The organism is Burkholderia sp. MSMB1078WGS (genome assembly GCF_001528895.1).
Taxonomy (GTDB): Bacteria; Pseudomonadota; Gammaproteobacteria; order Burkholderiales; family Burkholderiaceae; genus Burkholderia.
The window spans coordinates 202,706-228,509 of the sequence record NZ_LPDI01000085.1; the positions used below are offsets into that span (position 1 = coordinate 202,706).

At 67.6% G+C, this 25,804-nt stretch carries 25 protein-coding genes; 8 read left to right on the forward strand and 17 right to left on the reverse strand.

Annotated features, from left to right (window positions below; all coding sequences use genetic code 11):
• Positions 1–9: 9 nt before the first annotated feature.
• The gene (locus tag WT24_RS21390; protein WP_059501249.1) at positions 10–1,422 is read right to left on the reverse strand and encodes a UDP-glucose/GDP-mannose dehydrogenase family protein; all 1,413 of its coding nucleotides are present in this window, start codon (positions 1,420–1,422) and stop codon (positions 10–12) included.
• A gap of 74 nt (positions 1,423–1,496) precedes the next feature.
• Complete coding sequence (locus tag WT24_RS21395) at positions 1,497–2,870, reverse strand: undecaprenyl-phosphate glucose phosphotransferase (RefSeq protein WP_059793960.1); 1,374 nt, start codon at positions 2,868–2,870, stop codon at positions 1,497–1,499.
• A gap of 431 nt (positions 2,871–3,301) precedes the next feature.
• Between WT24_RS21395 and WT24_RS21400 the strand changes: the two genes are divergently transcribed.
• Positions 3,302–4,837, forward strand: a complete 1,536-nt coding sequence (locus WT24_RS21400) for a mannose-1-phosphate guanylyltransferase/mannose-6-phosphate isomerase (protein ID WP_060035780.1) — start codon at positions 3,302–3,304, stop codon at positions 4,835–4,837.
• A gap of 141 nt (positions 4,838–4,978) precedes the next feature.
• On the opposite strand, the gene WT24_RS21405 is transcribed toward WT24_RS21400, so the two are convergent.
• The 8 genes from WT24_RS21405 to WT24_RS21440 form a co-directional block, all read right to left on the reverse strand.
• The gene (locus WT24_RS21405) at positions 4,979–5,920 is read right to left on the reverse strand and encodes a transposase (RefSeq protein WP_060035781.1); all 942 of its coding nucleotides are present in this window, start codon (positions 5,918–5,920) and stop codon (positions 4,979–4,981) included.
• Positions 5,921–6,638: 718 nt separating this feature from the next.
• The gene (locus tag WT24_RS21410) at positions 6,639–7,220 is read right to left on the reverse strand and encodes a DUF3501 family protein (protein ID WP_059501255.1); all 582 of its coding nucleotides are present in this window, start codon (positions 7,218–7,220) and stop codon (positions 6,639–6,641) included.
• Between the two features lie 26 nt (positions 7,221–7,246).
• A complete protein-coding gene (locus WT24_RS21415; RefSeq protein ID WP_060035782.1) occupies positions 7,247–8,584 on the reverse strand; it encodes a heterodisulfide reductase-related iron-sulfur binding cluster in 1,338 nt (445 codons plus the stop codon).
• Between the two features lie 111 nt (positions 8,585–8,695).
• Positions 8,696–9,118 (reverse strand): rubrerythrin family protein, encoded by a 423-nt coding sequence (locus WT24_RS21420; RefSeq protein WP_006497294.1) that lies wholly within the window; start codon positions 9,116–9,118, stop codon positions 8,696–8,698.
• Between the two features lie 228 nt (positions 9,119–9,346).
• The gene (locus WT24_RS21425; RefSeq protein WP_060035783.1) at positions 9,347–10,615 is read right to left on the reverse strand and encodes an RNA polymerase sigma factor; all 1,269 of its coding nucleotides are present in this window, start codon (positions 10,613–10,615) and stop codon (positions 9,347–9,349) included.
• On the reverse strand, positions 10,612–11,028 hold the full coding sequence (locus tag WT24_RS21430) for a VOC family protein (protein ID WP_059501261.1): 417 nt from the start codon (positions 11,026–11,028) through the stop codon (positions 10,612–10,614). The genes WT24_RS21425 and WT24_RS21430 overlap by 4 nt, the downstream gene beginning before the upstream one ends.
• A 26-nt stretch (positions 11,029–11,054) precedes the next feature.
• A complete protein-coding gene (locus WT24_RS21435) occupies positions 11,055–11,474 on the reverse strand; it encodes a YciI family protein (RefSeq protein ID WP_011548204.1) in 420 nt (139 codons plus the stop codon).
• A 125-nt stretch (positions 11,475–11,599) separates the two neighbouring features.
• Complete coding sequence (locus WT24_RS21440; protein ID WP_027782496.1) at positions 11,600–11,953, reverse strand: YciI family protein; 354 nt, start codon at positions 11,951–11,953, stop codon at positions 11,600–11,602.
• Between the two features lie 207 nt (positions 11,954–12,160).
• Between WT24_RS21440 and WT24_RS21445 the strand changes: the two genes are divergently transcribed.
• From WT24_RS21445 to WT24_RS21460, 5 genes are all read left to right on the forward strand, one after another.
• Positions 12,161–14,032 carry an ExeM/NucH family extracellular endonuclease gene (locus WT24_RS21445; RefSeq protein ID WP_060035784.1) on the forward strand — a complete coding sequence of 624 codons (1,872 nt, stop codon included), beginning with the start codon at positions 12,161–12,163 and terminating at the stop codon, positions 14,030–14,032.
• Positions 14,007–14,312, forward strand: a complete 306-nt coding sequence (locus WT24_RS34540) for a hypothetical protein (RefSeq protein ID WP_156440270.1) — start codon at positions 14,007–14,009, stop codon at positions 14,310–14,312. The genes WT24_RS21445 and WT24_RS34540 overlap by 26 nt, the downstream gene beginning before the upstream one ends.
• Before the next feature lie 5 nt (positions 14,313–14,317).
• On the forward strand, positions 14,318–14,704 hold the full coding sequence (locus tag WT24_RS21450) for a YqjD family protein (RefSeq protein WP_059501266.1): 387 nt from the start codon (positions 14,318–14,320) through the stop codon (positions 14,702–14,704).
• A 65-nt stretch (positions 14,705–14,769) separates the two neighbouring features.
• A complete protein-coding gene (locus WT24_RS21455; RefSeq protein WP_059501268.1) occupies positions 14,770–15,354 on the forward strand; it encodes a YSC84-related protein in 585 nt (194 codons plus the stop codon).
• A 234-nt stretch (positions 15,355–15,588) separates the two neighbouring features.
• Entirely contained in the window at positions 15,589–16,641 is a 1,053-nt protein-coding gene (locus tag WT24_RS21460; RefSeq protein WP_034205290.1) for an AI-2E family transporter, read from the forward strand.
• 46 nt (positions 16,642–16,687) lie between these two features.
• On the opposite strand, the gene WT24_RS21465 is transcribed toward WT24_RS21460, so the two are convergent.
• From WT24_RS21465 to WT24_RS21490, 6 genes are all read right to left on the reverse strand, one after another.
• The gene (locus WT24_RS21465) at positions 16,688–17,200 is read right to left on the reverse strand and encodes a hypothetical protein (protein ID WP_060035785.1); all 513 of its coding nucleotides are present in this window, start codon (positions 17,198–17,200) and stop codon (positions 16,688–16,690) included.
• Between the two features lie 196 nt (positions 17,201–17,396).
• Positions 17,397–18,413 carry an NADP-dependent oxidoreductase gene (locus WT24_RS21470; protein WP_060035813.1) on the reverse strand — a complete coding sequence of 339 codons (1,017 nt, stop codon included), beginning with the start codon at positions 18,411–18,413 and terminating at the stop codon, positions 17,397–17,399.
• 37 nt (positions 18,414–18,450) lie between these two features.
• A complete protein-coding gene (locus WT24_RS21475; RefSeq protein WP_060035786.1) occupies positions 18,451–19,239 on the reverse strand; it encodes an SDR family oxidoreductase in 789 nt (262 codons plus the stop codon).
• 491 nt (positions 19,240–19,730) lie between these two features.
• Complete coding sequence (locus WT24_RS21480) at positions 19,731–20,321, reverse strand: phosphatase PAP2 family protein (RefSeq protein ID WP_059501274.1); 591 nt, start codon at positions 20,319–20,321, stop codon at positions 19,731–19,733.
• Between the two features lie 80 nt (positions 20,322–20,401).
• A complete protein-coding gene (locus WT24_RS21485) occupies positions 20,402–21,718 on the reverse strand; it encodes an Nramp family divalent metal transporter (RefSeq protein WP_060035787.1) in 1,317 nt (438 codons plus the stop codon).
• Entirely contained in the window at positions 21,667–22,728 is a 1,062-nt protein-coding gene (locus WT24_RS21490) for a helix-turn-helix domain-containing protein (RefSeq protein WP_060035788.1), read from the reverse strand. Before WT24_RS21490 ends, WT24_RS21485 begins: the two co-directional genes overlap by 52 nt.
• 491 nt (positions 22,729–23,219) lie before the next feature.
• Here WT24_RS21490 and WT24_RS21495 point away from each other — a divergent pair, with 491 nt between their 5' ends.
• On the forward strand, positions 23,220–24,143 hold the full coding sequence (locus tag WT24_RS21495; RefSeq protein WP_060035789.1) for a LysR family transcriptional regulator: 924 nt from the start codon (positions 23,220–23,222) through the stop codon (positions 24,141–24,143).
• 96 nt (positions 24,144–24,239) lie between these two features.
• Positions 24,240–24,641: an OsmC family protein gene (locus WT24_RS21500; RefSeq protein ID WP_059501281.1), complete on the forward strand. Its 402-nt coding sequence runs from the start codon at positions 24,240–24,242 to the stop codon at positions 24,639–24,641.
• Between the two features lie 94 nt (positions 24,642–24,735).
• Here the strand turns inward: WT24_RS21500 and WT24_RS21505 are convergent, their stop codons facing one another.
• Positions 24,736–25,617 carry a Dyp-type peroxidase gene (locus tag WT24_RS21505; RefSeq protein ID WP_059501283.1) on the reverse strand — a complete coding sequence of 294 codons (882 nt, stop codon included), beginning with the start codon at positions 25,615–25,617 and terminating at the stop codon, positions 24,736–24,738.
• Positions 25,618–25,804 lie beyond the last annotated feature (187 nt).

The window sequence follows — 25,804 nt, forward strand, 5'->3', positions numbered from 1 at the left end:
GAAAACGGGTTACGCGCCGGCGCGCGCGGCGCCCGGCACGCGGGCGGCGACGGCCTGGCGCGAGCCCGGCCGGCCGATCGGGTGGTACTCGATGCCCTGCTCGCTCATCGTCTCCGGCTCGTACAGGTTGCGGCCGTCGAAGATCACGGGCGTCTTCCACAGGCGGCCGAGCGCGACGAAGTCGGGGCTCTTGAACGCCTTCCATTCGGTGACGATCACGAGCGCGTCGGCGTCTCGCGCGGCCTGTGCCTCGTCGTCGACGAAGGTCAGGCGCTCGAGCCAGCTCGGGTGATCGGCGAGATCGAGCGCGATCACGCGGCGCGCTTCCTGCTGCGCGACCGGGTCGTAGGCGGCGACGCGCGCGCCGCGCGAGAGCAGCTCGGCGATCAACTCGCGGCTCGGCGCCTCGCGCATATCGTCGGTGTTCGGCTTGAACGCGAGGCCCCACAGCGCGAACGTGCGGCCGCTCAGGTCCTCGCCGAAGCGCGCGACGATCTTGTCGGCGAGCACGCGCTTTTGCGTCGCGTTGACCGACGACACCGCCTTCAGGATCTGCAGCGACTGGCCGTGCTCGTCGGCCGTGCGGATCAGCGCCTCGACGTCCTTCGGGAAGCACGAGCCGCCGTAGCCGCAGCCGGCATACAGGAAGTGATAGCCGATGCGCGGATCGGAGCCGATCCCGCGGCGCACGGCCTCGATGTCCGCGCCGAAGCGGTCGGCGAGGTTCGCCAGTTCGTTCATGAACGAGATGCGCGTCGCGAGCATCGCGTTCGCCGCGTATTTCGTGAACTCGGCCGAACGCACGTCCATGTACAGCGTGCGCTCGTGATTGCGGTTGAACGGCGCGTAGAGCTTCTTCATCAGCTCGCGGGCGCGCTCGCCCGGCACGTCGTCGTCGCAGCCGATCACGATACGGTCCGGCCGCGTGAAATCGTCGACGGCCGCGCCTTCCTTCAGGAATTCCGGATTCGACACGACAGAGAACATCTGGTCGCCGCCGCGCTTCGCAAGCTCCTCGGCGACCGCCGCGCGCACGCGCTCGGCCGTGCCGACCGGCACCGTCGACTTGTCGACGATTACCTTGAAGCCGGTCATGTAGCGGCCGATGTTGCGCGCCGCCGCGAGCACGTATTGCAGGTCGGCCGAACCGTCCTCGTCGGGCGGCGTGCCGACCGCGATGAACTGCACGTCGCCGTGCGCGACCGCGGCCTCGATGTCGGTCGAGAAGCGCAGGCGGCCGGCCGAGCGGTTGCGCGCGATGACTTCCTTCAGGCCCGGCTCGTGAATCGGCACGCCGCCGCCGTTCAGGATGTCGATCTTCGCCTGGTCGACGTCGAGACAGAACACGTCGTGCCCGATGTCGGCGAGACAGGCGCCGGTGACAAGCCCTACGTAACCGCTGCCGATGATAGTCAGATTCATGATGTGTCGGACCCCTTGACCAATGATTCGAAATTCGGAAAACCGGAATGCCTGCGTGACGCAGCGCGTCGGTGTCAGTACGCGTTGCTGCCGGTGAAGCCTTTCCACAGCGTCAGCACGACGATCTTGATGTCGAGCCAGAACGACCAGTTCTGCATGTAGTACAGGTCGAGCTTCACGCGGCCCATCATCTTCTCGATCTGGTCGGTCTCGCCGCGAAAGCCGTTGATCTGCGCCCACCCGGTGATGCCCGGCTTGATCCGGTAGCGGAACATGTAGCCCTTGACCAGATCCTTGTAGATGTCGTCGTGCGCGAGCGCATGCGGGCGCGGACCCACCACCGACATCTCGCCCTTCAGCACGTTGATGAACTGCGGCAGCTCGTCGAGGCTCGTGCGCCGCAGGAACCGGCCGACCGGCGTCACGCGCGAGTCGTTCTTCGTTGCCTGCGTGACCTGCCCGGCCACTTCCTGATGCACCTTCATCGAGCGAAACTTGTAGATCTCGAATTCGTGCCCGTCGATGCCCTTGCGCTTCTGCCGAAAGAACACCGGCCCGCGCGAGGTCAGCTTGATCAGAACCGCGATCAGCACCATCACCGGTGCGAGCGCCGTGAGCGCCGCCAGCGCGAACAGCCGGTCGAACACGAACTTCGGCAGGATCCGCACGTCGGTGATCGGCGACGCCGCGAGGTTGATCGCCGGCACGCCGAGCACCTCGACCACTTCCTGGTTGAAGAACGACAGCGTGCGCACGTCCGGAATGAAGCGGATGTTCACGAAGTCGTGCCGGAACACCGTCACGATCTCGTGAATCCGACGCTCCTCCGTGATCGGCAGCGTGAGCCACAGCTCGCTGATCGCGCGGCTGCGCACCAGCCACACCAGCGATTCGAACTGCCGCTCGATACGCACGTCGTCGAGCGCGACTTCGCCCGGCGCCTCGCTTTCGTCGTACACGCACACCGGGTTGAAGCCGGCTTCCGGCCGCGCCCGCATCTGCGCGATCAGCCGCCGTGCCGCCGGCGTGCCGCCGACGATCGCGACCGCCTTCAGGTTGTAGCCGCCGCGGCGCAATTGCCGCAGCACCACGTGCACGCAGGCTTTCGAACATGCGAGCAGCGCCATCGTCGCGAGCGCCCAGTAGCCCAGCCACAGCCGCGACAGGTCGCCCGACTGGTGAAAGCTGAAACTCAGCAGGATGCCCGCGAGCTCCACGGCGAGCCACGCGAACGCAACGCGGACCACCAGCCCGACGAGACGCTTGCCGCGCCACGACTGGTAGATGCCGACGGCCGGAAAGAACACGACGACCAGCAGGCAGTCGAACAGCACCGTCGTGCGCTGCAGGTCGCTGAGCCCGATGCTGCCGTCGTGCAACGCGGCCGCGATCAGCGCACCCGTCACGACCATCGCGATATCGATGACTCTCGCCAGCACGCTCAACATGTCTGTTTCCTCTTCTTTGAACAGGCGTTTGCCGAACAGCGCCTTGCGCAGCCCATGCCGCACATTCGATTCAAACGTTGCATGACGCTATTGAAGCGACAAGAAAATTCCTCCTCAAGCGCACAAGTATTTCGAAAAATAATCGGAAATTCTTGCCGCGATCTTTTTTAATTAAATCGGCAGGTTTTCCCGAATCGGTCGGGAACGGGGATTTTTTCGGAATCGTTACGCTTCCCGGTCGCCCTTTGCGGGCGGTCGTGTCCGGCCGGCACCCGGAATTATTTTTTATTTTTTTATTGCCGGCCGGTGCTATCGCGGAAAATTCTCCCGGACGAATGCGCGGCGGATATCCGGCATTGGGTCCGGTTTTATTGTCGATTTACTTCATGCTACAACGACAGGCACTGACTTCAACCGTGGAGAGTGTCATCATGAATGCTCCGGCAGTGGTCGCCGAAACGCGCCCTTCTACTTCCGCCGCACCCGCCGCACCCGCTGCCGGCACGCGTCTCGCCGTGCAGCCCGTGATTCTCGCCGGCGGTTCCGGCACGCGCCTGTGGCCGATGTCGCGCGAGCGTTTTCCGAAACAGCTGATCGGCCTGCTCGGCGATCACTCGCTGCTGCAGTCCACCGCGCTGCGCCTCGACGGCCTGACGGCCGATCATCCGCTCAACGACGACGTGCTGATCGTCTGCGGGGAGGATCACCGCTTCACGACCGCCGAGCAACTGCGCCTGACGGCCAAGCACGCGACGATCATGCTCGAACCGCTCGGTCGCGACACCGCACCGGCGCTGACGCTCGCCGCGCTGCGACTCGTCGCCGGCGGCAACGACGCGGTGATGACCGTGATGCCGGCCGACCATGCGGTCGCGGACGTGCCGCGCTTTCACGCGGCCGTCGCGGCCGGCGTGCACTGCGCCGCGCAAGGCAAGATCGCGACGATGGGCATCGTGCCGACGCACGCGGAAACCGGCTACGGCTACATCCGCGTCGGCGCGCCGCTCGGCGACGCCGGAACCGGCCCCCTCGACGTGCGCCGCCTCGACCGTTTCGTCGAGAAGCCGCACCTCGAACTCGCGCAGCAGTACGTCGCTTCGGGCGAATACTGGTGGAACAGCGGGATCTTCATCGTGCGCGCATCGGTCTGGCTGAAGGCGATCCGGCAGCTCGAACCCGCGATCTACGCGGCCTGCGAACGGGCCGTCGCGCAGGGCAAGGAGGACGGCGACTTCTTCCGCGTCGATCGCGACGCATTCGCCGCATCGCCGTCGAACTCGATCGACTACGCGGTGATGGAACCGCTCGCGAGCCTGCCGCAACTGTGCGAGAGCGTCGTCGTGCCGCTCGACGCGGGCTGGTCGGACGTCGGTTCGTGGGATGCGATCTGGCAGATCTCGCCGAAGGACGAAACCGGCAACGTCGGCCGCGGCCACGTGCTGTTCGAAGGCGCCGAATCGACGTTCGCGCATTCGGAAAGCCGGCTCGTCGCGTGCGTCGGCACGCAGAACCTGGTCGTCGTCGAAACGCCCGACGCCGTGCTCGTCGCGGATAAATCGCGCGTGCAGGACGTGAAGAAGATCGTCGGGCACATCAAGGCGCGACAAGGCTCCGAAGCGACCGATCACCGCAAGGTGCATCGTCCGTGGGGCCACTACGACTCGGTCGACATGGGCGAGCGCTTCCAGGTGAAACGCATCGTCGTGAAGCCGGGCGCACAACTGTCGCTGCAGATGCACCACCACCGCGCCGAGCACTGGATCGTCGTGCGCGGCACCGCGCGCATCACGCGCGGCGACGAAACGTTCCTGCTGTCCGAAAACGAATCGACGTACATTCCGCTCGGCGTATCGCACCGCCTGGAGAACCCGGGCAAGATGCCGCTCGAGCTGATCGAAGTGCAGTCGGGTGCGTATCTCGGCGAGGACGACATCGTCCGCTTCGACGATACCTACGGCAGACAGTAACGCGTCGCCGTCATGCACGAAAGGGCGCCGCCTCGACAGCGGCGCCCGGGCAAGGCAGACATGGAGACACCGAAGGAGACACCGGACTTGCGCGCGGGCGTCGTGGCGCACGACGGCCCGCGCGTTGCACGGCAACGGCGATCAGCCCACGCGGTACTCGTATTCGCGACGTTCCGACTGCACGGGATCGTTGCGGCTCTCCGACAACGCGCCCGCGCGACGCTCGGCGATGAAGCGCTTGATGTCCGACTCCGCGCGCGCCAGGGCCGACAAGCCGGCCAGCACTTCGCCCTGCGGCTCGCGCGCCGGCGCGTCGCTCGCACCGTGGCGATCGATCCACTGGCGCGCCCAGTCGAGCGCGTACTGCTCGGCTTCCTCGGCGTCGGTGAAGCGCGGGCCGATCAGGCCCGAGCGCTCGACGCGCCGGTCGTCCTGCGAGATCTCGGCCCATGCGCGATACATCAGGTTCTGCACGGGCTGCGCGATCCCGCTGATCGTGTAGCCACGATATTCGTCGACCTGCGGCTCGGCCGCGGCGAAGCTCGCCGCCGACGCCCGCACATGGCGCAACTCCGTGGCCGGCGCGCCGGGCACCGTGAACGACACGTCGGAGCGGCCGTCCACCTGGTCGTCCCGCATCGTGCTGAGCGACGCACCCTCGCCCGGCCAAACGTTTGCCTGCGCAACCGGCAATTGCCACGACTCGGGGTTCTGCCAGAACACGCCGCGCAGACGGTCGTTGTCGGGCACGGGCTCCGCGCGGCGGGCCGGCGCGACCGCGACGGGCGGCGGCGGAATATACGCGAACGTGCGCCCGCTGAACTGGGTCAGCACGTCGATCATCTTCAGCAGCGTGCCGTTCGCAAGCCACTCTTCGTAGCGGCGGCGGCACGTCGGCCCGGATGGATAGCGACCAGGCAGCTTTGACCAGGCTTCCCCGGTCGTCAGGATCCAGAGCACCGCGTTGGCGACGACGCGCGGTTCGGCGCGCGGACGCCCGCGACGGTTCAGCCGGATGGGTTCATCGGCGATCAGCGCTGAAAGGCGAAACCACTCTTCATCGTTAAGCTCATCGAAGAACATAGTCGATCTCTCCACGCAGCCAGGCCGGGGCTGCGATTGGCGGCGCCGTCGCGACACATCGCGTCGCGGGGCGGCCAGGTTGCACATTATGGTTATCCGGCGTTGTGCATACCGGGCGACACCGCACTTTCACGGTGCCGCGATTCCCGGCAATGGCGCACAAATCGCGGTCTCACTCCAATGTGGGAATTTTTGTGCACGAAGCATACCATCCTCAGGGTTTATCTCAATATGACAATGACTTAATGTTACGCACTGAAACAACCTGCCATGGGCGAGCAATCCATTTACGCTTGAATTTTTTTGCGAGATCTTTATGCCGGCGGCTGCAAAGGCCCGTCTGGCGGGGCTTCGCAGCGTCTGAAGAATGCCGTGAAACGGGCCGCTGCGGCCTGCTCCGACCCCACGCGCGACACTCCCCGAAATGGCTTCCCGAGATCGGTAAATCAGGGAAAAATTCGTAACAAGATATTCACGAATCGGTAAATCATTCGATTTTCGGAGAATCGAATTATCTCCATGCACAATCTTTTTATTGTTTCTCTGCGAGTAATGAAAATACGCTGACGCAGCGCGCCCACTATGTCCCCGCATGCAAATCCGTCACGGTTGTTACATTTTCGGGGAAACAGGCGAGCAGCCGCCCCCCAGCGCGTGCGGCGCGCCGGTTTCGGGTCGGAACGGAAAGGCGGGAGCCGGCAGGCGCGGCAGGCGCCCCTCAGCGCAGATCGCCGGCCAGCGCCGCGGCCACGTCCGCGTCGATACGCTGCGGCGGCATCGTATAGGCCGGGTGATCGCAGCCGATCGACAGCGCCGCCCCGCCCTTGAGCGCAGCGCGCATCGGCGCATCGAACTCGAAGCGGACGAAGTGCACGGCCGACGTTTTTTCGGCGTTGTCGCGCTCGAGATCCTCGTCGGCGATCGCGTAGACGCTCGCGTGCCCGTCGACCCGCAGGTACACGCGATCCTCGACCCCGATCAGCCGCGCGAGCGCCGCGCGCCGTTCGACCTCGTGCTCGTACTCGATCTGCATCGTCGCCTTCAGGTTGGTGCCGTCGGGCACCAGCGGCAGATACGCGTCGAGCTCCGCTGCGATGCCGGCTTCGTCGAAGATCTTCTCGATGTGCAGCATCTCGTGGATCTGGTAGCGGATCGTCGTCTCGTCCTCGAACAGGAAACGCAGGTGATTGCCGAGCGCCACCGCGCGGCGGCGCTTGTACGCGACGAGCCGCGCGTGTTCGGCCTTGCGGATCTTCGCGTACGCTTCGAGCGTCAGCAGGGAGTCCCGGGTCAGCGTCATGGATGTCCTCGTGGGTGGCCGGCGGCTCAGATGCCATACGCGCGGCGCAGCAACGTCAGCGGATGCGCGAGCGGCGCTTGCGGCAGCCCCTTCTCGTCGATGCCCTGCACGATGTGATGACCGGCGAGCGCGCAGTCGGACGACACGACGTCCGGCTGCGGCTCGGCCATCGCCTTGAACACGGGCGCGCCGATCCGCATCGCATCCGCATGGAACGCCTTCTTCACGCCGAACGTGCCCGCGTGGCCGGAGCAGCGCTCGACGACGTTCACGCGCGTATCGGGCACGAGCGACAGCGCATCGGCCGTCTTGCGGCCGATGTTCTGCACGCGCGCATGGCACGGCACGTGATACGACACGGTGCCGAGGCCGGTTTTGAAATCGGTCTTCAGCAGCCCGTCGCGATGTCGCGCGATCACGTACTCGAACGGATCCCAGAATGCGTCGGCCACCGCGCGCACGGCCGCGTCGGCGGGGAACATCAGCGGCAGCTCGCTCTTGTACATCAGCACGCAGCTCGGGATCGCGCCGATCAGCGCATAGCCTTCACGCGCGTAGCGTTCGAGCACGGGGATGTTGACCGCCTGCTTCGCGGCGACGCCCTCGAGATTGCCCTGCTCGAGCAACGGCATCCCGCAGCACGCTTCGCGCGTGACGAGCTCGTACGGGATCTCGTTGTGCGCGAGAATCGCGAGCAGGTCGTGGCCGATCCCCGGCTCGTTGAAATTCACGTAGCACGTCGCGTAGATCGCGACCTTGCCGGGCGTGCGTTCGCCGTCGCGCACGGGCGGCGTGTCCGAGCGCCTGGCGGCGCGCCGGAACGTGCGCGGCGCGAATTCCGGCAGCCACGCATGGCGATCGACGCCGAGCACCGCTTCGAGCGCGTGGCGCGCAGGCGGCGTGCGGTTCACCGCGTTGACCGTCTGCGTGACGACCGGAATGCCCGCGAAACGGCCGAGCGCATCGGTATTCGACAGCACCTTGTCGCGCAGCGGCGCTTCGCCGCGCTTGTAACGCGCAGCCTTGCCGCGCAGCATCAGGTGCGGAAAATCGACGTTCCAAGCGTGCGGCGGCACGTACGGGCATTTCGTCATGTAGCAGAGGTCGCACAGATAGCACTGGTCGACGACCTTGCCGAATGCGGCCTTCGGCACTTCCTCGATGTCGCCCGTCGGCGTGCCGTCGACCAGGTCGAACAGCGCCGGAAACGCGCCGCACAGCGACACGCAGCGCCGGCATCCGGCGCAGATGTCGAATACGCGCGTCATTTCCGCATCGATCTCGGCCTGGTCGTAGAACGCTTCGGACTGCCAGTCGAGCGGATGCCGGGTCGGGGCTTCGAGACTGCCTTCCTTGTGGGGCATGGGGCGCTCCCGCGTGGCGTACGTGTGCGCAGGCGCACCGCCCGCGCGGTGCGGGCGGCGATGAACGAACCGCCGGCCGCGCGGCGCTGCCGTGCGACCTGCGGCGGCCCGTCAGTCGACGAGACTGTCCAACGCCTTCGTGTAGCGGTTCGCGTGGCTGCGTTCGGCCTTCGCGAGCGTCTCGAACCAGTTCGCGATTTCGTCGAACCCTTCGTCGCGCGCGGTCTTCGCCATGCCCGGATACATGTCGGTGTATTCGTGCGTTTCGCCGGCGATCGCCGATTCGAGATTCAGCCGCGACGAACCGAACGGCAAACCCGTGGCCGGATCGCCGACGGCTTCCAGATATTCCAGATGGCCGTGCGCATGGCCGGTTTCGCCTTCGGCCGTCGAGCGGAACAGCGCGGCGACGTCGTTCTGCCCCTCGACGTCGGCCTTCGAAGCGAAATACAGATAGCGCCGATTCGCCTGCGATTCGCCCGCGAATGCGGCCTTCAGGTTCTCTTCGGTTTTGCTGCCCTTGAGTTGAGCCATTTGCGCCTCCGTTCGAGTCGGCGCGGCCGCGTGCGACGCCGGGCCGATCAGATATGTGGGGAACGATGCATGCGCCGGGCGCGCATCGTGCTCTTCAATCTAGGCGCTCGCGTTCGCATCCCCCAATAGGCTTTTTCAATGCGGGCGATAGTGTCGGGTTGTCGGGTGCGGAACGCAGCACATGGCCGGGAAGACGCACGCCGCGCCGCGCGGGTCGTGCGCCATGCGTCATGCATCCATCGCCCGCTTGAGCAGCAATTCGCGCTCACGCTCGTTGCGCGTCAGTTCCGCCGCGCGACGGAACTCCCGCTTGGCCTCGTCGGCGCGGCCGAGCTTCGCGAGCAGATCGCCGCGCACGCTCGGCAGCCAGTGATAGCGCGCAAGCGCCGGATCGTCGCGCAGCACGTCGACGAGTTCGAGCGCCGCAGCCGGCCCGAACGCCATCCCCACCGCGACCGCGCGATTCAGCTCGACGACCGGCGACGGCGCGACTTCGGCGAGCGCGTCGTACAGCGCGACGATCTGCACCCAGTCGGTGTCCGAAGCCTGCCGCGCACGCGCGTGGCACGCGGCGAGCGCCGCCTGCAGCGCATACGGCCCGCGCACGCCGCCGAGCTTCGTCGCCCGCTCCAGCGCCGCGAGGCCGCGCCGGATCAGCAACGGATCCCAGCGGCTGCGGTCCTGGTCGAGCAGCAGCACGGGCCGGCCCTGCGCGTCGACGCGTGCATGCATGCGCGACGCCTGCAGCTCCATCAGCGCGACGAGCCCGAGCACTTCGCTTTCGTCCGGCGCGAGCCCGGCGAGCACGCGGCCGAGCCGCAACGCCTCGTCGCATAGCGTCGGACGCATCCAGTCGTCGCCTGCCGTCGCCGCATGGCCTTCGTTGAACACGAGATAGATCACTTCGAGCACCGATGCGAGCCGCGCGGGCCGCGCATCGGCGGCCGGCACCTCGAACGGCACGTGCGCCGCCGCGAGCGTGCGCTTCGCGCGCACGATCCGCTGCGCGATCGTCGGCTCGGGCGTCAGGAACGCACGCGCGATCTCGCCCGTCGTCAGCCCGCCGAGCAGCCGCAGCGTCAGCGCGACGCGCGCGTCGGTCGACAGCACCGGGTGGCACGACGTGAAGATCAGCCGGAGGAGGTCGTCGCCGATGTCGTCGTCGCGCGCGTCGGCGAGTGCGTCCGCGATATCGGGGACGACATGCGCTTCGAGCGCGTCCATCTCGTGACCAAGCTGGTCGCGCTTCGCCGCATGAAGCGACTCCTGCCGGACCCGGTCGAGCGCGCGACGCTTCACGGCCGTCATCAGCCAGGCGGCCGGGTTGTCGGGCACGCCGTCGACGGGCCAATGCTCGAGCGCCGCGACGAGCGTGTCCTGCGCCAGCTCCTCGGCCACGCCGACGTCGCGCACCACGCGCGCGGCGCGCGCGATGATCTTCGGCGCCTCGATTCGCCAGACCGCTTCGATCGCACGATGAGTCGCTTCATGCGTCACGACGCCTGCCCCTGGGCGGACGCATCCAGCGGCATGGCCATCAGTTCCCACGTGTGACCGTCCGGATCGGTGAACCCGTGGCCGTACATGTTCGGGTACTCGCGCGGCGCCTGCGGCGCGGCCCCGCCTGCCGCCAGCGCCTTCGCGACGATCGCGTCGACTTCGGCACGGCTGTCGCACGACAGGCACGACAACACCTGAATGTGCGTCGCCGGATCGATGATGGTCTTGTCGGTGAAGGTCTGGAAAAACGGCCGCACGAGCAGCATCGCGAAGATCGCGTCGCCGATCCGGATGCAGGCGGCCTGATCGTTGGTATAGGCCGGCACGACCTCGAAGCCGAGCGCCTGGTAGAACGTCTTCGCGCGCGGCAAGTCGGCTACCGGCAGATTGATGAAAACCATCTTGTGCATGACGGGTGCTCCCGGTGAGGTTGGATTCAGGCGTGGCTACGGCCGACGTGGAGATCGCGGAACCGCTCGACCGCGTCGCTCGGCGTCAGGTCGTCGAGCTCGAACAGCGGCCGCACCTCGATCTCGCAATCGAGCTCGGCGCCGAACGGCGCGGGGAACCGGCGCGTCCATTCGAGCGCTTCGTCGCGCGAACGCACCTGGATCAGCGTATAGCCGGCGATCAGTTCCTTCGTTTCGGCGAACGGGCCGTCGATCACCGTGCCCTTGCCGCCCGTGTAGCGCACGCGCCAGCCATGGGCGCTCGGCCTCAGGCCGTTGGCGTCGAGCAGCACGCCGGCCTTCGCCAGTTCCTCGTGATAGACCGTCATGGCCTCGACCAGCCGGTTATCCGGCAACGCGTCGGATTCGCTGACGGCGTTCGCCCGGATCATGATCATGAATCGCATCGTTTACTCCTTGTCGTCGGTGGAAGGCGGCGCCCGTTCCGCGGCGCCTTATCCGGACGACGGGCGGAAGACGGCCGGATCGACACGCGCCACGACAAATCAGGGTAAATACCGAGTCGCGACGCTCAGAGGAAGCACGGGCCGACCGCGCGCACCTCGACCGTGCACCATTGCGCGGCCGGGCACTGGCGCGCGATCTCGATCGCTTCCTCGCGCGTGTCGACGTCGACGAGGAAGAAGCCTCCGATCATCTCCTTCGCCTCCGCGAACGGGCCGTCGAGCAGGCGCGTCTCGCCGTCGCGCACCTGCACGCGCGTACCGCGCTCGGACCGCTCCAGCGACTCGACGCCGCGCAGCACGCCGCGCGCCTTCAGCGACTCGGCGAAATCGACCATTCGCGCATAAAGCGCCTGACCTTCGTCGAGCGTGCGCTCGGCGCGCTGTTCGGTCGGTTCGACAATCAACAGCATGTAAGACATGAATTTCTCCTGTGGGGGACGGGGCGCCGCGGCATGCGCCGGGCGAGCGGCATGCGACGGCCGATGCGAAAGCGTAACAGCCGCGGGACGGCTTGCCGCATCGTTGGCCAACCGGCACTGGCCGGACGGCCATTTCGGTCGCAGCCTGACAGTTTGCCTTCAGGATGCGGTCCCGAACTGTCGGATTTTCATCCTTTGGACCGTCTCATGTCACGCCCGCTCCTCCTGTTCGCCGTTGTGCTGTTCGCGGCGTTGTCCGTCGTGCCCTGCGCGCCCCTCTTCGCCCGGCCGGCCGTCGCCGCGCTGCCGGTCAGCAGCGGCTGCGGCGGTGCGGTCACGGCGATTGCCGAGATCCGCCGCGCCGGCCGCCCGTCGCCGTTCGCCGGGCAAACGACGTCGATCGAAGCGGTCGTCACCGCGGCGTTCGGCGGCCCCGACGGCCTGGGCGGCTTCTTCGTCCAGCAGGCCGACGCGCAGCGGCAGCGCCGGCCGGGCGTTCCGGAAGGCCTGTTCGTCCATGCACCGAACGCGCGCGCCGAACCCGGCGATCTCGTGCATCTGACCGGCAAGGTCAACGAAAAATACGGCCGGACGCAGTTCACCCTGTCGGGCCGCGTGACCGTCTGCGCGCGCGGCCAGACGGTCACGCCGGCAACGCTCGTGCTGCCGGTCGCGTCGCCCGCCGTGCTGGCCGCGCACGAAGCCATGCGCGTACGCCTGCCGCAAACGCTGACGGTCAGCGATACCTACGAACTCGGCCGCTACGGCAGCCTCGTGCTGAGCCTCGGCCGGCTGCGCGTACCGACCCAGGTCGCATTGCCGGCCGATGCTGCCGCACTGGCGGCAGCCAACGCACTGAACCGCATCGTGCTCGACGACGGTTCAAGCCGCCGCGACCCGGCGGCCGTCCGCTATCCGCCGCCCGCGCTGAGCGCGGCCAACACGCTGCGCGCGGGCTACACGGTACGCGGCGTCGAAGGCGTGCTCGAGTGGCGCCACGGCGCATGGCGGCTGCAACCGGTGGCTGGCACGGCACCGGTGTTCGATGCCGCCGCGAACCCGCGCACCGCGGCACCGGCCCGGCATCCCGAGGCCGACGTGCGCGTCGTATCGTTCAACGTCTTCAACTATTTCAACGGCGACGGCCGTGGCGGCGGATTCGACGCGCCGGCCGACCGCGGCGCGAAAACGCCTGCCGCGTTCGCGCGGCAGGAAGCGAAGATCGTCGCGGCGTTGCGCGCGCTGCGCGCCGACGTGATCGGGCTGATGGAAATCGCGAACAACGGCCACGGCGACGCGAGCGCCGTCACGCGTCTCGCCGCGCAACTCGGCGCGGGCTGGCGCGCGGTCGATCCCGGCACCGCGCGGCTGGGCCGGGACGCGATCGCGGTCGCGCTGCTGTACGACAGCCGCACGGTCGAGCCGGTCGGGCGCGCCGCCACCGTCGCACTCGGCGGCCGGCACCGCCCGCCGCTCGCGCAGACGTTCCGGCGCATCGGCGGCACGCGCGCGTTCACGGTCGCGGTCAATCACCTGAAGTCGAAGAACTGCCCGCATGCGAGCGGCGCCGATCTCGATCAGTCCGACGGCCAGGGTTGCTGGAATGTGGCGCGTACCCAGGCGGCCGCGCGCGTCGCCGACTGGCTCGCCACCTCGCCGACGGGCGTCGCGGCCGACGGCGTGCTGTTGATCGGCGATCTGAACAGTTATGCGAAGGAAGACCCGGTTCGCACGCTCGAAGCGCGCGGCTATGCGAACCTGGTTGCGCGCTTCGTCGGCGATGCTGCGTACAGCTACGTATTTCGCGGCGAAGCCGGCAATCTCGATCACGCGCTTGCCACGCCGCCGCTCGCCGCACGCGTGAAGGCCGTGCAGTTCTGGCACATCAACGCGGACGAACCGCTCGTCCTGCAACCCGTGCCCGATTACAAAACGTCCGCGCGACGGTCGGCTTATTACGCGCCCGACGCGTACCGCTCGTCGGACCACGATCCCGTCGTCATCGACGTCGCGCTGGACGGCAGCGGCGGGCGATCGGCTCCGGGCACGAATCATGCGCCTCGATCTGTCGTCGATTAGTGCAATTGCATCAGTACGCGACCTGCAACGGCACTATTTACCCGATGGCCCGGCAACGCCATATTTACCGGGCTTTCACTGCGATCCGCTGCTCGACATGCTGCGTCGGCCGAGACGCGAAATTTTTTCAACCGCCGCCCCGCCCCGCGTGACGGGGCTTTCGGGCGATCCCGCCGACGAATTGAAAATTTGTCTCGAAACTCAAGCGGATCAGGTGAATCACACTAGTTGCTGGGATTCGTCTTATCTTCAAATTAGCCCTGGAATCGAAGGAGGATAAACACCATGGCGCTTACCGACTCGATCGAACACAAGCTGGATCGCGGCCTGTCCGACATCCGCCGCACCGGCCGACGCGTTGGCCGTACGACCCGCTCCGCCGCCCGCGACCTGCACGCCGACGTGAGCGACGATCTGCGCGGGCTGGTCGACGAACTGGAAGATTTGCTGAAAAACGACGGCGATGGCGATATCGCCGCCCTGCGCAAACGCATCCAGTCCCGGATCGACGAAGCACGCGGCGCGCTCGACTACGCGTCGGGCAGCGCGGCCGCCCGGCTGCGCGATTCGGCCGAACGCATGTCGCAGGTCGTACACGACAATCCGTGGCAGACCGCCGGCGTCGTCGCGGGTCTCGCATTCGTCGCGGGGCTGCTCCTTTCCCGCCGTTGAACAGGGCCACCCGCACCCCCGCCCGCCCCGTTCGCTCTCAATCAGACAACGAAGGAGAAACCGCCATGCAGAAATCCCTCGCCATGAAAGCCGCCGCTGCCGTGATGCTCGGCAGCCTCGCCCTCGCCGGCTGCACGACCACCTCCGACAAACCCGATAGCGCGGCAGCCAGCGCGTCGAAACGCCAGTCGATCGACGCCAGCGTGAATGCCACGCTGTCGCGCCTGTATTCGACGGTGCCGGGCTCGCGCGATCTGGTCTCGAAAGCACGCGGCGTCCTCGTGTTCCCGAACGTGCTGCAAGCCGGCTTCATCGTCGGCGCCCAGTCCGGCAACGGCGCGCTGCGCGTCGGCGGCAGTACCGTCGGCTACTACAACACGTCGTCGCTGTCGGTCGGGCTGCAGGCCGGCGCGCAGTCGAAGGCGGTCGTGTTCCTGTTCATGACGCAGGATGCGCTCGACTCGTTCCGCAAGTCGGACGGCTGGTCGGCCGGCGCCGACGCGTCGGTCGCGGTCGTGAAGGTCGGCGCGAACGGCGCGGTCGACACCACCACGGCCACCGCCCCGGTGGAAGTGCTGGTCCTGACCAACGCGGGCCTGATGGGCGACCTGTCGGTGAACGGCACGAAGGTCACCAAGCTCCACATCTGACGACGCGGCACGCGGCCTCGCACCGCGTTCGCTTCCCGGCAGCGCCGCGGCCCCGGCCGCGGCGTTTTCGCATGTCTCTCACGCAGCGGCTATGATGGCGGCATCTTTGCGGGCATACTCCGCGTGGGCCGCCCCGCAACGCGTTTCGCCGCGAACCGCGACGTTCGCGAATCGATCGCGCACAGGGCAACGAAATTCAATCAAACCACGCATCAATCTGCGCGAATGTCACCCATGGATAGCGGACAAGATCACCAAAAATTCTTCTATTTCCTGCTGTTCGCGGTCACCGTCGGACTCTGCTGGATCCTCGCGCCGTTCTTCGGCGCCGTGTTCTGGGGCACCATTCTCGCGATCCTGTTCCAGCCCGTGCAGCGCTGGCTGGCCGCGCGCTTCGGCAAGCGGCGCAACCTGGCCGCGCTCGTCACGTTGTCGTTGATCATCCTGATCGTGATCCTGCCGCTCGTGTTCGTGGCGGGCACGCTCGTGCAGGAAATCGCGTACGTGTACCAGGAAATCAAGACCGCGCAGCCGAACTATTCGCAGTACTTCCAGGACATCGTTCACGCACTGCCGTCGTCGATCCAGCATCTGCTGCAGAAATACGGGCTGACCAACATTCCGGGCATCCAGAAGAAGCTCACCGATGGCGCCGCGCAGATCAGCCAGTTCGCGGCGACCCAGGCGCTCAGCATCGGCCAGAACACGTTCCAGTTCATCGTGAGCTTCGGCGTGATGCTGTACATGGTGTTCTTCCTGCTGCGCGACGGCGGCGAGATCGGCCGCCGCGTGCGCCGCGCGCTGCCGCTCGACGACGAGCACAAGAACCTGCTGCTCGCGAAATTCACGACGGTCGTGCGTGCGACCGTGAAGGGCAACATCGCGGTCGCGCTCGTGCAAGGCGCGCTCGGCGGCCTGATCTTCTGGATCCTCGGGATCGAGGGCGTCGTGCTGTGGGGTGCGCTGATGGCGTTCCTGTCGCTGCTGCCCGCGATCGGCGCAGGCCTCGTGTGGGTGCCGGCCGCACTCTACCTGCTGATGATCGGCTCGGTCTGGAAGTGCGTGATCCTCGTCGTGTTCTGCGTCGGCGTGATCGGCCTCGTCGACAACCTGCTGCGCCCGATCCTCGTCGGCAAGGACACGAAGATGCCCGACTGGGTCGTGCTGATCTCGACGCTCGGCGGGATGGCGTTGTTCGGCATCAACGGCTTCGTGATCGGGCCGCTCGTCGCCGCGTTGTTCATGGCGAGCTGGGACATCTACGCGCGCGCCGAACAGGGCGAATGACGCGCGTGCGGCCGCCGGCGCGCCGCACGCGTGCGGAAACCGCCGGTCACGGATGACGGATATGGATCAAGACGGGCGCCGCGGCGCCCGTTGCTTCATCCGCCGCGACCGTCATCACGCCGCCATACGGGCCGACGCGATGAACCCGGCCCGGCGCCAGCGGCACGCTTCGTTCGTCGCGCGCATCGCGCCACGTCACCCGCACCGCCGCGCCGCCGTCCGACGCGAACGGCGCGCCGTCGGGCCCGACCAGCGCCACCTGCGCACCGGCCAGGCGCCGGCCATGCGCATCGAACCGGAGCGTGGCCGTTGCCGCGCCGCCGGCCGCGTCCCGCGCGTCGACCTGCACGGCCGCCGGAGCATCGAGCGTCACGTCGTAGAGATCGACGAGCGACCCGACGAACCGCACGACGCCATCCGACGCGGGCTGTCCGGCCGCCATCGCGTTCGGCATTGCATTCGACGTCGCGAGTACGACACCGAGCGCGAACACCATCGTTCGCACGACGCCGGCGCCCGCTGCCGCCGCCGATGCCGATCGCTTCGCGTTGTTGCGCATGTTCCCTCTCCTCTGCCGCGTTACCGGAAAAACGGGCGGCGTGACGCGTCGGTCACGCCGCCCGTGTGCTGGCATTCACTGTAAGGAGAGCGGCCCGGACAATATATGGGACAAGTCCTAAACTGCAGCCGGATTGATCGAACTCAGCGTAGTCGACACGGCCCAGCAGCCCGATGCGACCGGTGTCGCGCGCCCGTCACGCGTCCGGATCGACGCGCAGCACGAGCTTGCCGCGATGGTCGCCGTCGAACAGGCGGTTCAGCACGTCGGGCGCATTTTCGAGACCGTCGGCCACGGTTTCCTCGGCCTTGAGCCGGCCGTCGCGCAGCCAGCCCGCGAGCGTCTGCACGGCTTCGCGGCTCTTGCGGTAATCGAGGATCAGGAAGCCGCGCATCGTCAGCCGCTTCGAGATCAGCACGCCGACGTCGTCGGCCGCGCGGCCGCTGTTGTAGTTCGAGATCACGCCGCACAACGCGACGCGCCCGCCGATCACCATCCGCGACAGCACCGCGCGCATCACCTCGCCGCCGACGTTCTCGAAGTTCACGTGCACGCCGTCCGGCGTCGCCGCCTTCAGTTGCTGGCGGAAATCGTCGGCCTTGTAGTCGACGGCCGCGTCGAAGCCGAGCGTCTCGGTCAGGTAGCGGCACTTGTCCGCGCCGCCCGCGATGCCGACCACCCGTGCGCCGTGAATCTTGCCGATCTGCCCGGCGATCGAGCCGACCGAGCCGGCCGCCGCCGACACGACGAGCGTTTCGCCCGGCTGCACCGGCGCGATGTCGGTCAACCCGTAGTACGCGGTCAGCCCGCTCATCCCGCACGCGCCGAGCAGCGTCGGCAGCGGCAGGCCGGACTGCGCGGGCAGCTTCACGAGCTGCGCGGCCTGCTCGGCCGGCACGACCGCATAGTCCTGCCAGCCGACGAGCCCCTGCACGAGCTCGCCTTCCGCGAACCCCGCATGGCGCGACGCGACCACGCGGCCGATACCGAGCGCGCGCATCACCTCGCCGATCGCGACGGGCGGCAGGTACTGCGGCACGTCGCTCATCCACACGCGGTTGGTCGGGTCCATCGACAGATACAGCACGCGCACGAGCACCTCGCCGTCGGCGAGCGCCGGCACCGGCATCTCGACGAGCGAGAAGTGTTCACGGCCGACCCGCCCTTCCGGGCGCGTCTTCAGCAGCAGTTGGCGATTCACGGGTGTCGACATGATGTTCTCCTCCAATCGTCGTGGTTCGGGATGCGCGTCAGACCGCGCACATGCCGCCGTCGATCACGAGTTCGGCGGCCGTCATGAAGCGGCTCTCGTCGGATGCGAGATACACGGCCGCGTGCGCGACGTCGTCCGGCTCGCCGAGCCGGCGCAGCGGAATGCCGCGCGCGAGCTTGCGCGTCGCGTCGCGTTCGCCGAGCGACTGGAACAGTGGCTCGACGATCCCTGTGCGGATGAACGCCGGGTGAATCGAATTGCAGCGCACGTCGATCTCGCGGCGCGCGCAATCGATCGCGACCGACTTTGTCAGCGACGCGACCGCCGCCTTCGACGCGTTGTATGCGGTGAAGTCCGGCTCGACCTTGAACGCCGCGACCGACGAGATGTTGATGATCGACGCGGGACGGCTCTCGGCCAGGTACGACAGTGCATGCTTGCAGCCGAGCACGATGCTCTCGACGTTGATCGCCATCACGCGCCGCCATTCGTCCAGCTCGATTTGCGCGGGCGAGCCGATCGAGCCGACGCCCGCGTTGTTGACGAGCACCGACAGCCCGCCCATCGCATCGGTCGCCTGCGCGAGCAGCGCCTGCCAGCGCGCTTCGTCGCGCACGTCCTGGATTGCGGCGAACGCGACCGGCGCCGCACGGCCCGCATTGAGTTCCTGCGCGAACGCATCGAGCACCGCTGCTTCCGCGATGTCGGTCAGGAACACGCGCGCGCCCTGCTCGACCATCCGGCGCGCGATCGCACGGCCGAGGCCGCCCGCGGCGCCCGTGATGTATGCGCACTTGCCGGCGAGGCGCGGAGCAACGATTGTCATGTGACCTCCTCCTGTCGTGAATCGTCGTCGCGGAACGCTGCCGCGACGGGGTTTCCGTGCATGGTCCAGCCGACCTGTGCCGGTCGCCGGTGCGCCGACACGGCGACGCAATGCACGGTTCCCGCGAGTATATCGAGATGGCCGCGACGCACGCCGGACCGGCCGTGCAGCTTGCCTGCGATGAAACGACAGCCAGCGTACGCGAATGCTGCCGATCGATGAAATGAATATTCGTTATACCCGGTCATAGGCATGGCTCATGACTTGCACGTACCGGCGCCCGTGCGCGAACAGCCCGGCGCAGCCGCTCGGATGGATTGCGTCGGCAGTCGATCATCGGGAGAACGGGCGTTGCGTTCCGCACGGACGAGAACGCAATCGGGAAGACGATCCGGCGCGGCATCGTGCAATCCGCCGGAAAACGCCGGACGAACGCCGGCGGCAAGAAGGCGTCAAGCAGGCGGCGCCGGAGCGCCCGCCATCGGCGACCGTCAGAATCCGTCGCCCGACGGCGCGCGCACGAACGCGCAGAGCTGCGGCGAGTGCGTGTCGATCATCCGCTGGAACGGTGCACGGTGCCCGTACGCGATGCCCGACACGAGCAGCAGGCAAACCGCCGCGACGCGCGGCGAAAACGCGCGCTGCCGCGCGCCGTCGTAGCCGCGCAGGAACACCAGCGCGACCAGCGCGCCGAGCATCCAGCCGACGACGACTTCCGGCACGGTGTGCGAATGATCGAACACGCGCGCGACGGCCGTGACCGCGCCGATGGTCAGCCCGGCCGCGATACCGGGCGCCTTGCCCGGCCGGAACGCCTGCCACAGCATCGACAGCGCGACCGTCCACACGGACGTCGACAGCATCGTATGGCCGCTGATCACGCGGAAGTCGAATTGCGGCAGCTCGATGCCGCATCCGGCATAGAGGATTTTCGTGGCGCCGACGACGCCCATGCCGGCGGCCAGCAGCACACCCCAGCGGGCGGCGAGGCGCCAGTCGGTCAGCGCGAGCCATGCCGCGCAGGTCAGCGCGATCGGCAAGGTCAGCGCGGCATCGCCGATGTTGCTGATTTCACTCCACATAACGGACTTCGGGGACGATCGAAAGGCCGCAGTTTACCGCAAGCGCGCAGCGCACCTGTGTCAGCCTGTGACAGGCTGTATCAGCCCGCGACACCGGTAAGCAACAGCAGGTTCGTGCCGGTGATCACGACGAACAGCGCCCATGCGGCCACCTGCATCCCGCGGCCGATCGCATGTTCGCCCATCGTGCCGCGGTCGCTGACCGAGCGGATCAGCGGCCACATCGCGAACGGCAACTGCAGGCTCAGCAGCACCTGGCTCCATACGAGCAGTTGCCCGACCGAGCCGTCGCCGAGCCACAGCACGCCGATCAGCGCCGGCACGAGCGCGAGCCCGCGCGTGATCAGCCGGCGCTGGTAGCACGGAATCTTCGTATGCAGGAAACCGTCCATGATGACCTGGCCGGCGATCGTGCCGGTCAGCGTCGAGCTCTGCCCCGACGCGAGCAGCGCGATGCCGAACAACAGCGCGGCCGCGCCGCCCGCGATCGGCGTGATCAGCCGGTACGCCTGCTCGATGTCGGTCACGTTGTGCTGGCCGGTCGCATGAAATGCCGCACCCGCGACGACGAGGATCGCCGCATTGACGAGCATCGCGACGAACAGCGACACGCAGGTATCGATGCGCACGAGTGCGAGCGTGTCGCGGATCACGCCGCGCGCGCCGCCGACGACGTGCCGCGTCTGCACGACCGACGAATGCAGGTACAGGTTGTGCGGCATGATCGTCGCGCCGACGATGCCGAGCGCGAGCACGATCGCGTCCTTGCGGTCGTGGCCGGGATCGCCCGGCACGAGCCCGCCGACCACCGCATGCCAGTCGGGCGGCGTGATCGCCACCTGCGCGACGAAGCAGAACGCCATCGTCGCGATCAACCCGAGCACGATCGCCTCGATCTGCCGGAACCCCTTGCCCTGCAGGCCGAGCACGATCACCGTGTCGAGCGCGGTCAGCACGACGCCCCACGCGAGCGGCACGCCGAGCAGCAGCTTGAACGCGAGCGCGCAGCCGAGCACTTCCGCGATGTCGCACGCGATGATCGACACTTCGGCGGTGATCCACTGCACGACGCGGCCGAAGCGCCCGTAGCGGTCGTAGCTGGCTTGCGCGAGATCCTTGCCCGCGACGAGGCCGAGCCGCGCCGCGAGCATCTGCAGGAAGATCGCCGCGAGGCTCGAGAACGCGACGACCCACAGCAACGAATAGCCGAACTGCGAGCCGGCCTGGATATCGGTCGCCCAGTTGCCGGGATCCATGTAGCCGATCGCGACCAGCAGGCCGGGGCCGAAAAAGCGCCTGAGCTTGCGCCAGCGCGGCGCGGCGGCGTCGATCGTGATGCTGCCCTTTACTTCCGACGGGCAGAAAGGGGCGGTGGCGGTAGTGGGGAGGAAGGGCATGGAAACCGGGAATCGAGATCGCGACACGACGATTCTACGGGTATCCGGCCCGTTTTCCCGCGCTCGGCCGCGCACGCGTCGCAACCCAGCCCGTCGCCGTCGCAACATGCGGCGGCGCGGCCGTCTTCCGAACCGGGCGACGCCGCGCCGTGCGCGAGGATTTTTTCCCGCCCGGCGACGCGGAATTCGGTCGGCGACATCAACAGGCGCTGGCGAAACAGCTTCGCGAGCCGCTCGCCGCTGCCGAACCCGGTGCGCCGCGCGACCTTGTCGGCCGGCAGCGTCGTATGGATCAGCATGTGGCACGCACGTTCGAGCCGCACGTGCTGGACGAACTCGGTCGGCGTCACGCCGATTTCCTTCTTGAAGCGCCGCAGGAAATTGCGCTCGCTCATCGCGGCCGCCTGCGCGGCGTTCGCGATCGAGACGCGGTTCACGCTCTGCGCGCGCAGCCGCTGCGCGGACATCCGGATCGACGGGCTCGCGCTGAGTTCGCGGAACGCCCACATCGACTGCACATAGCGCTGCTCGACCGGCCGCATCATGTTGCTGGCGATCTCCTGCGCGGCGCTGTCGCCGAGGTCGGCGCGGAACATGTCGAGCGCGGCGGCAAACACGTCGGTTTCGCCGGCCCGCGATTCGATCGTCGTGGGGGCCCGGCGCCCCGCCCGGCCCGGCCGCACGTCGATCGACGACGACCGCCGCGTGGCGGCGAGCGCGGGCAGATCCATCGCGTCGACGATCCAGCGCGCATGCCGGCGAATGTCGGTCAGGCGCCGTTGCAATGCGTCGTCCCAGTTGACGGCCACCAGGTCGCCATGAAGATGAAAGAACGCGAGCGCACGGCGGCTGTGTTCGTCGCCGAGCGGCTCGGCCGCGATTCTCACGCCGGACGACGACTGCAACAGTCCCCCGCTTTCGGATACGTACTTGAGCTGATAATCCGCGCCGTACCCATGCAGGCGATTCGCCAGGTTGAAGGCTTCGCCGAGACGCGCGGCCTGGGCCAACGAAAACCCCGTACTCAAATAGATAACGACCCACCGCTGATCTGCTGCATTCACTGGCCAAGCCCCCGACTTGTTCGACTTCTTCTAATACCGTCGAACTGTCAGGCTTATATTTGGTTTGAATGCGTGCGACAGGACGGCTATCCCGAAATATGAAGCGACGGCATCTTAGCCGAACGGGTAGTGCCTTTGGCGCCAAATGGCCGACGGGGACAGCATGATGGCGGATTACTACAGGCTGCCGTGCGCCGCCGGTATGCCGGCATGGAATTGCGTATGCGATGCGGCCGACCATTGCGGCCGTCATGCGTCATGACGTGCGTGTTCGATGGCGTTGCGTAGCGGTCGAGCGGGCGCTCGCGTATCGGCGCGAACGGCGTCGACACGCATCGAACGCGTGCGATCGGCGCGTATGCCGACCCGCGCATCGGTTGTCTGCGCATCCTTTAGATTTAGAATCGATCCGTCCTTCACCACGCCGCCCGCGCTCCGTGCCCGCCGATCACCGTCTCGACCTGAACCTGTTTCGCGTGCTCGACGCCGTCTACGTGCATGGCGGCATTGGCGCGGCCGCCCGCGCGCTGCATCTGACGCAACCGGCCGTCACGCATGCGCTCAACCGGCTGCGCGCGCATTTCGACGATCCGCTGTTCGTGCGCCAGGGCAATCGCGTCGTGCCGACCGAGCGCACGCGGTCGATCATCGCGGACGTGCAGCGGCACCTGAAGGGCCTGCAAGGCACCGCGCGCGATCCGTCCGCCTTCGATCCCGCGACGCTCGACCTGAGCATCGCGGTCGGCATTCGCGACGTGCTCGAATCCATCGCATTGCCGCGCATCGTCGCCGCGTTCGCCGACGAAGCGCCGGGCTTGCGGCTCGTCAGCCGCCGCATCGCGGTGCCCGACATCGAACGCGAACTGGCGTCGGGCAACCTCGATCTCGTCGTCGATCGCCGCGTGCCGACCGGCCCGCGCATCGCCACCGAACACCTGCTCGACGATTCGCTCGTCGTCGCGATGAGCCGCGATCATCCGCTGGCGCGCGACCCGCTGCGACGCGGCGACTATTTCGCGGCGCAGCATATCGCCGTGTCGTCGCTCGGCGCGCCGCAATCGCTCGACGTCCTGCTCGGCAACGACGGGCGCTTGCGCGACATCCGGCTCACCTGCCAGCACTATTTCGCCGCCTGCCAGATCGCCGCGGCCGGCAATCTGCTCGTCACGCTGCCGCACACCTATGCGCGGCGCATGGCCGCGCTGCTGCCGATCGCCGTGCGGCCGCTGCCGCTGCGGCTCAAGCCGTTCCCGCTGCTCGCGTACTGGCACGAGTCGCGCGACACCGACCGCGCGCATCGGTGGGTGCGCGAACGCATCGCCGCGCTCGTGCGCAGCAGCGCCGGCAGCGCCGACACGTAGCGGCGCAGCACGCAAGCGCGCGACCGCGACGGTATGCTGGCGGCTGCGCGCCGCCACACGGCGCCCTCTCCCCTCATCCGCTACCGGAGACTTCCCATGTCCCTCATCCACGCCGCCGCCGTCCTCGATGCCGACGCGCCCGACTACGTCGTCCGGTTGCAGGCCGGCACGCATGCGCTGACCGGCGACGAAGCGCCGCGCGAAGGCGGCCAGGATCGCGGGCCGGCGCCGTACGAGTTCGTGCTGGCCGGGCTTGCGCAATGCACGGCCGCGACGCTGCGCATGTACATGCAGCGCAAGGCGTGGCCGGCCGTGCGCATCACGGTGCGCACCGAGCTGCATGCCGATCGCGAAGGCGTGCAGTACGTGCGCCGCGTCGTGACGCTCGACGGCCCGCTCGACGACGCGCAACGCCAGCGTCTCGCGGAAATCTGCGAGAAGACGCCGGTGACGCAATTCATCAAGCGCGGCACGCGGATCGACACGACGTTGAACTGACGCACGCGGCAGGCCGCACGGCCTGCCGCGTGAAACGGAACGGGCGGTCCGCGCATCCGGCGCGCCCCGCCCGTTCGCCGATCCCGCCCGGCGCTTACAGTCCGAGCGCGGACAGGTCCAGCTTGCCGTCCTTCATCGGCGGGCACCAGAAATACGCGCCCGTCAGCGGCCGCGTGAAGCGGAACAGGCCGTCGACGATCCCGTCTTCCGCGCCGCTCATCCGGCGCATCTGCACGTCGAACGCGCGGAACGAGCAGCCGAACGCGACGAAATAGAGGCCCGCGCGGCGCGTGTCCGACCACGGCGACGAACGGCGCAGCATGAACGCCTCGGGCGCGAAGCTCTCTTGCGCGGTGCGCTTCACGTGCGCGAATTCGGGCGCGTCGTCGAGTTCCTCGTTGTCCGAACGGCGACGCCCGATGATGTGATCCATCTCACCCGACGGAATGCGCTCCATCCGGTCGAAATCGTGCACCCACTGCTGCACCGCGACGAAGCTCGAACCGTCGAGCCCCGCGCCCTGCCCCGTCACGATCGCCGCGGCGATCGCGTCGTCGCCTTCCGGGTTCTCGGTGCCGTCCTCGTAGCCCGACAGGTCGCGATCGTTCGAATAGCGGAAGCCGTCGACGGCCTCCTGCAGCGCGAACGCCGGCGCGAGCGCGCGTTCGATCGCCCGCGCGCGCAGCACGATCTCGCCGCGGTCGTCCGAGCGCAGCCAGACCCACACGTCGGCCGGCGTCGCCGGCAGCGTGCGGTCGTTCACCGCGAACGCCGGATAGTCGGTCAGGCCCGGCACCGGATGTCCGAGATAGGCAGCCAGCGTGTGCCCGAAGCCGACGACCGTGTCGCGTCCGTCGACGATCTCGCGCAGCGCGGCCAGCGCCGCGGCGATATTGCCGTCATTCGACATCGTGAAAGTGAGGTATCGCGCTGCCGTATCGATCGGAGCCAGGATGCCTTGCTGAACGTCGCTCATCGTTTCCTCGGGAATGGTTCGGAATGGATCCGGGTAGGCGCGCCTCGTCGCGCGCCGCGGACGCCGAAGTGTAATCGATGCGTCCGCCGCAACCCGTGCCCGCCATCGCGAAACGTACGCGAAAAGGGGCCAAAACCCTGAATACTAACCGTATCGACGCTGCAACGCCGCATTCGTCAGACGTTGC